The sequence below is a fragment of the Streptomyces sparsus genome, assembly GCF_054776295.1.
On the sequence record NZ_BAAHCA010000112.1, the window covers coordinates 1 to 9,168 of the forward strand.

Below are 9,168 nucleotides of genomic sequence, written 5' to 3' on the forward strand. Positions count from 1 at the left end.
CGGCAGCGTGCGGAGTCCGCCGGCACCGGGCAGGAAGGGCAGCCGGCGGCTCCCGCCTCGACCGGCAGCGGGACCAGCGACGGCTCCGGCAGCACCGGCGGCGGCTCCGGCACCTCGTCCTCGACGAAGGCGGCGAAGGTGCTGGCGTTCGCCAAGGGCGAGCTGGGCAAGCCGTACGTGTGGGGCGCCACAGGCCCGAACAGCTACGACTGCTCGGGCTTCACCCAGGCCGCCTGGCGGGCGGCCGGCGTCGGCCTGCCGCGCACCACCTACGACCAGGTGAACGTGGGCCAGAGGGTGTCCAAGGCCAACATGCAGCCCGGTGACCTGGTGTTCTTCTACGCGGACGTCACCCACGTCGGCATCTACGTCGGTGGCGGGCAGATGATCCACGCCTCCAAGCCCGGCGACGACGTCAAGTACGAGTCGGTGGACTACATGCCCTTCCACAGCGCGGTGCGGCCGGGCTGACCGCCTCCCTCCGGGAGCTCCGACCGACGCACCGGGTCCGGCAGGCCGGGCCCGGTGCGTCGGTGCGGAGGGCCGGGCCAGGTCCACACGGTGGCGAGGAACCGGGTCAGGTCCACACGGTGGCGAGGAAGATGTTGACGCAGGTCAGCAGGCCCACGGCGCCCAGCATGCCGGCCGGGACCCGCTCCTCGTCCCGCTTGACGTAGACCAGGCCGAGGATCACCACGAGCAGGGCAAGCTTGATGGCGATCTTGACGTTGTTGACCTCGTGGTCCGCCGCCTGGTTGAGGCCGACCAGGATCAGCCCGGTGGCGAGCATCGTGATGGCACCGTGCAGCATGCCCGGCAGCATGCGGGCCTCACCGGCCCCCATCGCCTTCATCTGGAAGAGGAAGCCGCCGAGCAGGGCGGCGATGCCGATGATGTGCAGGGCGACGAAGATGTTGATGAGTACGTCCATGGCAGCGGAGCGTAGCCCGCCGGACACCGCACCCGGCAGCCCGGGGCGGGCTCCGGCCGGAAGCGGGACGGTGCGGGGCGCCCGTGCCTCGGGCACGGGACGGCTCCCTGCACAGGCCGGCGGGCGGGGCCGGCGGATCCGCGAAACCGGTCGGAATCGTGCCCCGACCCGTCCGCCGCGCAGTTCCAGCGGTCGCCGACGGGCACGAACCGGTGGGGAAACGACCAGTGCCGGTCAGTGTCCGCCCGGCGCGCGCCGGGCGTTCTAGCGTCCCCGTCCATGGCTGCGCACCGAAAGATCCGAAGTACGAAGCCCCGCTCGGCGACCTGGGCCCTCGCTCTCGCGGGGGCGGCGACCGCCACGGCGGCCACCTCGGGCGGTACCGCCCACGCCGACCCGCGCCCCGACGTGGAGCGGGTGAAGGCGAGGGTGGACCGGCTGCACCACGAGGCCGAGCAGGCGACGGAACGGTACAACGGTGCTTCCGAGCAGGCCCGGAAGGCGGAGCGGAAGCTCAACAGACTGCGGGACGAGGCGTCCAGACAGACGGCGAGACTCAACGCCGTCCGCAACTCGCTCGGTGCGTTCGCCACCGCGCAGTACCGGCAGGGCGGCGCGATCGACCCGACCGTGCACCTCGCGCTCTCCTCCGCGCCGGAGGAGTTCCTGCGCCGGGCGGCGACCACCGACCGCGTCGGCACCCAGCAGGCGCGCACGGTGGACCGGCTGCGCAGCGGGCTGCGCGGGGTACGGCAACTGCGTTCCGAGGCGGACGCCAAGCTGTCCGCGCTGCGGTCGGCGCAGCGTACGGCGCGGGAGCACAAGAAGACCGTCGAGGGCAAGATCGCCCGGGCGGACCGGTTGCTGGCGGAGCTGACGCCGGTCCAGCGCGAGCGGGTGCTCGCCGGGAACGGCCACGGCGGTCCGGACGCGCCCCGCAGCACCCGCGGCACCGACCGTGCCGCGCTCACCGCCGGGCCGCCCGCCAGTGCCAGGGCGGCGACCGCCATCGCGTACGCCCGGACCGCGCTGGGCAAGCCCTACGTCTGGGGCGCCACCGGTCCGAACGCCTACGACTGCTCAGGCCTCACCCAGGCCGCCTGGCGCGCGGCGGGTGTCGCTCTGCCGCGGACGACGTACACCCAGGTGAACGCCGGCCGGCGGGTGTCCCGCAGTCAGTTGGCCCCGGGTGACCTGGTCTTCTTCTACTCCGGTCTCAGCCATGTGGGGCTGTACATCGGCGGCGGTCAGATGATCCACGCGCCGCGGCCGGGCGCGCCGGTGCGGATCGCGCCCCTCACCGAGATGCCGTTCAACACGGCGGTCCGCCCCGCCTGAGCCCCGCGCGCCGGGGGTGGGTCCCGAAAGCGCCGCCCACCACGAGACCCAGCACCGGACGAGGTCCTGAGGAAGACGGGGTCCGAGTAGGAACGGGCCAGGGAACCGTGTTGCTGTCAGAAGGCGTTCGAGGAGGCGGTCGGCGATCCAAGGCTCTGTAGAAGGCCCGGGGCTAGGATGAACGGCCGTCCCGGATCGGCGGGCGGGTGACCGGAGGGAGACGGGGTGAGAGGCCAAGGGCGTACTCGGCGCGGTCGGGGTGAGCTGGAAGTGCAGGTGCTCGGTGCGCTGCACGAGGCTGAGCGCCCCGTGGACACGGCTTGGGTGCAGGAGCGAGTCGACGGCGGCCTGGCGTACACGACCGTGATCACGATTCTGACGCGGCTGCTGGCCAAGGGGGCGGTGACGCGGGAGAAGGCGGGGCGGACGTTCGTGTGGTCGCCCGTCGCCGATGAAGCGGGTCTGGCGGCGTTGCGCATGCGGCGGCTGCTGGACCAGGAGAGGGACCGGGAGGCTGTGTTGGCGAGTTTCGTGACGTCGCTGCCGCCGGGGGACGAGCGGTTGCTGCGGGAGCTGCTGGAGCGCGCCGAGGAGCCGGAGGGCTGACGCGGTCATGGGGGTTTTCGTCTTCCTGCCGCTGGTGTTGCCGTTAACGGCGTGGCCGGTGGCGCGGCTGGCCGAGCAGCATCTGCATCCGCGGACCGCGACGGTGCTGCTGTCGGTGGTCGCCGGGGTGCTGGGCGTGTGCAGCACGGTGTGCCTGGCGCTTCTGATGGTGGTGGGGACCGCGCAGCTGCCGGGTAATCCGCTGCCGGACGGCTGGTCGGACGAGGAGGTGCGGGAGGCGGTCCCGTACGACGACATCGCCGGCCGGCTGGCGATCCCCGTGCTGGGGGCCGTGGTGGTGGGGTGGTGCCGCACGGTGTGGGTGCATCTGCGGGTGCGGCGCCGGGCTGAGAGGGCCCTGGACGGTCTGTCGACGTCTGTGGTGGTCCTGCCGGACGCCGGTCCGTACGCTTACGCGCTTCCGGCCCGGCGGGGCGGGAAGGGGCGGGTGGTGGTGTCGACGGCGATGCTGGCGTGTCTGGAGGGTGCGGAGCGGCGGGCGTTGTTCGCACACGAGCGGGCCCACCTCGCGGGCGGGCATCACAGGCTTCTCCTCGGTGTGCAACTGGCGGCGCGGGCCAACCCCTTCCTTCGGCCGCTGCGTACCGCGGTGGCCTTCACGGCGGAGCGGTGGGCGGATGAGGAGGCGGCCAGCACCATCGGCAGCCGGCAGGTGACGGCGAGGGCGATCGGCAAGGCGGCCCTGGTCTCCCACGGTGCTTCCGCGGGGGCGCTGGCCCATTTCGCGCAGGCGGGCCCGGTGCCGCGGCGGGTGGGGGCGCTTCTCGGGCCGGCCCCGGCGGTACGCAGCTGGCCGTCGGTGTTCACCGCGGTGGGCCTGGCGGCGTGGACGGCCGCGGCGGGCACTGCGCTTTCCGCGTTGTCGTCGGCGAACGCGGTGGTGACGCTGTTCCTCGTGCTGAAGGCCGCCACGCCGCTGTAGGCGGGGTCGTGGCCGCGTCGGCCGCCCGGCATCCCGCCGGGCGGCCGGGTCGACAAGCGGGCTTCGCGGATCAGCTGCGGCCTTTGAGTCGTTCGACGGCGGCGACGCCGCCCGCGGCGAGTGCGACTTGGATGGCCAGTTCGATCCAGTCGATGCCCTTGGTGTCCGCCACGCCCACCGCGGCGGCGATCACGGTGCCGATCAGGGCGGCGACGATACCGACGACGATGGTCAACAGGATGCCGGTGTGCTGGCGGCCGGGCAGGGCCAGCCGGCCCAGCACGCCGATGAGCGCGCCGATGACGACGGCGGTGATGATGCCGGAGATCTCCATGCCGTTCCTTCCTCGAAGTCGTGTGCTGTTCGGATACCCGCCCGCCGCCGCGTCCCAGGCGACGTGCGCGGCGCCCGGGCGGGTGTACTGCTACAGGTCGAACTCGTGGGGCGGCAGGTCGAGGGTGTAGCAGGCTTCGCGGACGACGGCCTGTTCGGTCTTGTCGAAGTCGCCGTCGGCGCCGCCGATGACGATGCCGATCTGGATGACCGCCCGGGCCTCGGCGGGCTTCTTCTTGGCCTTGGCGATCTCCTGCAGGACGCTGACCCTGCCGAAGTCGAAGTCGGCCGTCAGCTTGGTCAGGTTGTCCTCGAAGCGGCGCCGAAGGTCGTCGGCGTCGAAGTTCTGCAGCACCTCGTTGGTGGCGATCAGCTGCGCGACGCGCTGGCGCTCGGCGGGGTCGATGGTGCCGTCGGCGGCGGCCACCAGCGCGCACATCGCCATGGAGGCGTCCCGGAAGGCGCCGGACTTCAGGTCGTTCTTCTTCGCGTTCAGCTGGGTCTGCATCGTTGATGCGGATTCCCGGATGCGGTCCCACAGGGCCACAGGAGCTCCTTCGTCGTGCGGTGCCCGGGACGGGGCAGCCCGGCCCGGGCTTGTGCGAGGGGTGGTGGGTCAGCCTTCGTCGTCGCCTTCGTCCTCGCCTTCGTCGTCGCCTTCGAAGAAGTCGCCGACCTCGTCCACGACCTCGGCGGCGACGAGTCCGCCGGCCACGCCGACGGCGAGCCCGGCCGCGCCCGCGGCGACAGCGGTACCCATGCCGGGCCCGGAGCGGTGACCGTCGTGATCGCTGTGGTGGTCGTGGGAGTGGTGCGTGTCGTGCCCGTAGGGGTCGGGGGCGTGGTGGTCGCCGTGGCCGGCGACCATCGAGCGGATCCAGGCGTCGACGACGGTGGTCCAGTCGCGCTGGGCGGCGTCGTCGTGGCTGACGACGTGCCGGTTGACGGCGTCGTGGCCGGAGGAGAGGAACCCGCCGGGCTTGTCTGCCTCCAGGACGACCTCCATGCCGCCGGGGCTGGTGAGGAAGGTGACCTCCAGCTCCCGCATGGCGTACGCGTACTGCGGGGCGGGGTCGAGTTCGATCTCCTGGTAGAAGGGGAGCTGCTGCCCCGTGCCGCGGATGTGCCCGTACTCCAGGTCGGCGGACCTGAAGCCGAAGCCGAGCCGGCCGAGGGCTTCGAGGACCGCCTCCTGCACGGGGAGCGGGGAGACGGTGAGCGGGTCGAGGTCGCCCTTGTCCTTCGCCCCGGCCACCGCAAGCTCGGTGCGCACGCCGAGCACGATGCCCAGCGCCTGCCGGTACAGCTCCGTGACCGGCGTCTCCCACGGCAGTTCCAGCGTGAACGGGACGCTGTGCTGCTCGCCCTCCGCCAGACGGAAGCCGCCGCCGACGGTGAACCGGCCGAAGGCGGCCAGGCCCTCGGATTCACCGTCGTCGTGCTCGGCTTCCACCCGGGCGACCAGCTCCAGGGTGATCTGCTCGATGTCGAAGTCGGCGCTGCCGCCCTTCAGGTGCACCTGGCCGGTCAGGCTGCCGCCGGGCAGGACGGCGCCAGGGGCGAGGACCGTGTCCACGGTGGGGCCGCCCACGCCGAGCGAGCCGAGCAACTTCTTGAACACCATCGCGGCGTTCACTCCTTCGTGTGCGAGATCTGCGGGACGCGGTGCCGCGGGCTCCTCGAACTCGGGACCCGCGGCACCGCGCGGCCAGACAAGGGTGACTACTTCGCCGCATCCAGCGCGGCGAGCGCCTGAGCCCAGCGGACGTACTTCAGCTCGGCGAGGTCGGCGACGGTGGTGATGCCGAAGGCCTCCTCCAGCAGCTCGCCGTCACGGTCGGACACACCCTTCAGTGCCGCGACGGGGGCGGCGAGGATCTCGGGCAGCGGCTTGTCCGCCCACGCCTTGTCCAGCACCTTGTCCAGATCGATCGAAGCCACGTAAGCCCTCCCAGGCAGATAGCGGTTGAAACAGGGGTGCGCGGCCCGCAGGGCCGCGCAGTCGCCGCTTGGAGGCGACGACATCGGTGTCGTGCCGACGAGGGGCCGCCGAGCAGGCCCGGCCGGGCACTGCGCGGTGCACGGCAGCGGCGCCGCTCGGCCCCCACCGGGGCCGTCGTCCGCTCATCACTCACCGCTCACCGCCTCCCGGCCGGCATGTGTGCACCCGGGGGTGGCCGGGAACAGCCCAACCGTCCCCTCGCGTTTTCTACAGGACTGTAGAATCATAGGCCGGGCCGGCGGGCCGCGGAACGCTCTCGGGTCACCGGGGCGTAAAAGTCCGAAAACACACGGTGGCCGACCACCCTCCACGGTGGTTTTACCTACCCTTTACCATGGGCTCGGCGGAGACCTCCTCTCCGATCTGAAGACGTTCCGCCCCGCCCGGGGGCGGTGGAGTGATGAAGGAGTAGCAGACCCGCGATGGGCGAACCTCCCAGTCCGAGCCGTGCCACACCCCGCCCGACGAGCTGCGAATCGGGGGTGGCACGGTGACCGAGTTGTTGCTCCTCCTGCTCGCTCTGGCGCTGACACTCGCGTGCGCGGTGTTCGTCGCGGCCGAGTTCTCCCTCACCACACTCGAGCGCGCTGACCTCGAGCGGGCTGCCGAGGCCGGTGAGCGCGGCGCCGACAGCGCGCTGAAGGCGGTCAGGCGGCTGACCTTCCAGCTCTCCGGGGCCCAGTTGGGCATCACCGTGACCTCGCTGGTGATCGGCATGCTCTCCGAGCCGTCCCTGGCCGCGCTGCTGCGCGGCCCGCTGACCGCGATCGGCCTGGCGGGCGCAGCTTCCACGAGCGCCACCATCCTGGGCGTCGCCGTGTCCACGGTGGTGCTGATGGTCGTCGGTGAGCTGGTGCCGAAGAACTGGGCGATCTCCCGGCCGCTGGCCGTGGCCAAGGTCGTCGCCACCCCGCAGCGCGGCTTCACCGCCGCCTTCGGACCGTTCATCGAGCACCTGAACAACACCGCGAACCGGTTCGTGCGCCGCTTCGGCCTGGAGCCGGCCGAGGAACTCGTCCACGCCCGCAGCCAGGAGGAGCTGGTGGCCCTCGCCCGGCACTCCGCCGCCCACGGCGCGCTGGCGAAGGACTCCGCCGAGCTGTTCGTACGCACCCTGAACCTGGGTGAGCTGACAGCCGAGAACGTCATGACCCCGCGCGTGGACGTCAAGGCCCTCGAAGCCCACGCCAACGCCGCGGACGCCGTCAACCTCACCCACGCCACCGGGCTGTCCCGCTTCCCCGTCTACCGCGACAGCCTGGACGAGATCATCGGCACCCTCCACATCCGCGACGCACTCGCCCTGGACGAGGACAAGCGCGCCGGCGTACAGGTCACCGACCTGATGACGCCGCCGCTGCTGGTGCCCGACAGCCTGCCCGTGGACACCCTCCTCGCCCGGATGCGCACGGAGCGCACCATGGCCGTGGTCATCGACGAGTACGGCGGCACCGCCGGTGTCGCCACCGTGGAGGACATCATCGAGGAGGTCGTCGGCGAGGTCCGCGACGAACACGATCCCCACGAGGCCCCCGACCTGCTCCCGATGCCCGCCACCGACGACGGCCGGCACGTCTGGGACGCCCACGGAAGCATCCGCACCGACGAGCTCGCCGAGATCGGCCTCAGGGCCGAGGACGGCCCCTACGAAACCCTCGCCGGACTGACCGCGACCCTCCTGGAACGCATCCCGAAGCCTGGAGACACCGTGCACCTCGACGGATGGGACATCACCGTCCGCAGCGTCGACCACCATCGCGCCGACCGCCTCACCCTCTCGGCCCCCGCCACCGACCGCGCCGAGCAGGAGACCACCCGATGACCACCGTCCAGCTGCTCATCGGCGCCCTGACCCTGCTCACCAACGCCTTCTTCGTCGGCGCCGAGTTCGCCCTGATCTCGGTACGCCGCAGTCAGATCGAACCCAGGGCCCAGGCCGGCAACAAGCGCGCCAGGACCACGCTGTGGGGAGTGCAGCACCTGTCGGCGGTGATGGCCACCGCCCAGCTCGGCATCACCGTCTCCTCCCTCGTGCTGGGCGCCGTCGCCGAGCCGGCCATCGCACACCTGCTGGAACCGCCCTTCCACGCCATCGGCGTGCCCGAGGAACTCATCCACCCGATCGCCTTCGTCATCGCGCTGACGCTCGCGACGTACCTGCACATGCTCTTCGGTGAGATGGTCCCGAAGAACATCGCCCTGGCCGCCCCGGTCCCCACCGCGCTGGTGCTCGGTCCGCCGCTCGTCGCGCTCACCCGCGCGCTCAAGCCCGTCATCTTCTCCATCAACGCCTTCGCCAACACCCTGCTGCGCCTGCTGAACGTCGAGCCCAAGGACGAAGTCGTCGCCGTCTTCACCGACGACGAACTCGCCCGCCTCGTCACCGACTCCAGCCAGGCCGGCCTGCTCGACCCGGCCGACGGCGAACGACTGCGCGACGCACTGGAGCTCGGCACCCGCCCGGTCGGCGAGGTCCTGGTGCCGCTGGCCCGGATGAGGACGGTCGACCACCGCGTCACCCCCGCCCAGCTGGAGAAGGCCGCGACAGGCGCCGGCTACTCCCGTATGCCCGTGGTGGGCCCCGGCGGCACGATCCTGGGCTACCTGCACATCAAGGACGCCATCGGCGTACCCGAACGGCACAGGCCCTTCCCCCGCACCGCCCTGCACCCGGTGACCCGCGTGCAGATCGACACCCCGCTCGACGACGCCCTCACCACGATGCGGGCCAGCGGCACCCACCTCGCCGCCGTCACCGGCGACAAGGGCACCGTGATCGGCTTCGTCACCATGGAAGACGTCCTGTCCGAACTCGTCGGCCCCGCCGCCTGACAGGAACAGACCGCCACAGCCCGACCCCGGCGAGGGAGGCGGAAGGCCGGCACGCCAGGGCACGGAGCCGGCTGGGGGCGCGGCACCTCACGACCGCGCCCCCGCCCCTACCGACCGCCATCAACAACGCGCCGCCCGCCTCACTCGTTCGGGTACAGCGCGCGGTCGGGCGCACCCGCCCCC

11 protein-coding genes are annotated in these 9,168 nt (G+C 72.0%); 6 read left to right on the forward strand and 5 right to left on the reverse strand.

Translation table 11 applies throughout. From position 1 onward, the window contains the following. Positions 1-471: C40 family peptidase (locus ACYVE9_RS08845; protein WP_461027193.1), on the forward strand; the 471-nt coding region annotated here is incomplete at its 5' end. A gap of 106 nt (positions 472-577) precedes the next feature. Here the strand turns inward: ACYVE9_RS08845 and ACYVE9_RS08850 are convergent. Continuing rightward, a complete protein-coding gene (locus ACYVE9_RS08850; protein WP_461027194.1) occupies positions 578-931 on the reverse strand; it encodes a hypothetical protein in 354 nt (117 codons plus the stop codon). A gap of 279 nt (positions 932-1,210) precedes the next feature. On the opposite strand from ACYVE9_RS08850, the gene ACYVE9_RS08855 reads away from it, so the two are divergent. The 3 genes from ACYVE9_RS08855 to ACYVE9_RS08865 all read left to right on the forward strand — a co-directional run bounded on the left by ACYVE9_RS08855 (position 1,211) and on the right by ACYVE9_RS08865 (position 3,818). Then, positions 1,211-2,269 (forward strand): C40 family peptidase, encoded by a 1,059-nt coding sequence (locus tag ACYVE9_RS08855; protein ID WP_461027195.1) that lies wholly within the window; start codon positions 1,211-1,213, stop codon positions 2,267-2,269. Positions 2,270-2,494: 225 nt separating this feature from the next. After that, entirely contained in the window at positions 2,495-2,875 is a 381-nt protein-coding gene (locus tag ACYVE9_RS08860; protein WP_461027196.1) for a BlaI/MecI/CopY family transcriptional regulator, read from the forward strand. Between the two features lie 7 nt (positions 2,876-2,882). Next, positions 2,883-3,818: a M56 family metallopeptidase gene (locus ACYVE9_RS08865; protein WP_461027197.1), complete on the forward strand. Its 936-nt coding sequence runs from the start codon at positions 2,883-2,885 to the stop codon at positions 3,816-3,818. Positions 3,819-3,888: 70 nt separating this feature from the next. On the opposite strand, the gene ACYVE9_RS08870 is transcribed toward ACYVE9_RS08865, so the two are convergent. The 4 genes from ACYVE9_RS08870 to ACYVE9_RS08885 form a co-directional block, all read right to left on the reverse strand. After that, positions 3,889-4,152 (reverse strand): GlsB/YeaQ/YmgE family stress response membrane protein, encoded by a 264-nt coding sequence (locus ACYVE9_RS08870; RefSeq protein WP_461027198.1) that lies wholly within the window; start codon positions 4,150-4,152, stop codon positions 3,889-3,891. A gap of 90 nt (positions 4,153-4,242) precedes the next feature. Continuing rightward, positions 4,243-4,698, reverse strand: coding sequence for a tellurite resistance TerB family protein (locus ACYVE9_RS08875; protein WP_461027199.1), 456 nt, complete (start codon positions 4,696-4,698; stop codon positions 4,243-4,245). Positions 4,699-4,767: 69 nt separating this feature from the next. Then, entirely contained in the window at positions 4,768-5,775 is a 1,008-nt protein-coding gene (locus ACYVE9_RS08880) for a sporulation protein (RefSeq protein ID WP_461027200.1), read from the reverse strand. A gap of 98 nt (positions 5,776-5,873) precedes the next feature. Further along, positions 5,874-6,092 carry a hypothetical protein gene (locus ACYVE9_RS08885; RefSeq protein WP_461027201.1) on the reverse strand — a complete coding sequence of 73 codons (219 nt, stop codon included), beginning with the start codon at positions 6,090-6,092 and terminating at the stop codon, positions 5,874-5,876. Positions 6,093-6,643: 551 nt separating this feature from the next. Here ACYVE9_RS08885 and ACYVE9_RS08890 point away from each other — a divergent pair. Together ACYVE9_RS08890 and ACYVE9_RS08895 are read left to right on the forward strand one after the other, a co-directional pair. Continuing rightward, on the forward strand, positions 6,644-7,975 hold the full coding sequence (locus tag ACYVE9_RS08890; protein ID WP_461027202.1) for a hemolysin family protein: 1,332 nt from the start codon (positions 6,644-6,646) through the stop codon (positions 7,973-7,975). Further along, positions 7,972-8,985 carry a hemolysin family protein gene (locus ACYVE9_RS08895; protein ID WP_461027203.1) on the forward strand — a complete coding sequence of 338 codons (1,014 nt, stop codon included), beginning with the start codon at positions 7,972-7,974 and terminating at the stop codon, positions 8,983-8,985. The genes ACYVE9_RS08890 and ACYVE9_RS08895 overlap by 4 nt, the downstream gene beginning before the upstream one ends. Positions 8,986-9,168 lie beyond the last annotated feature (183 nt).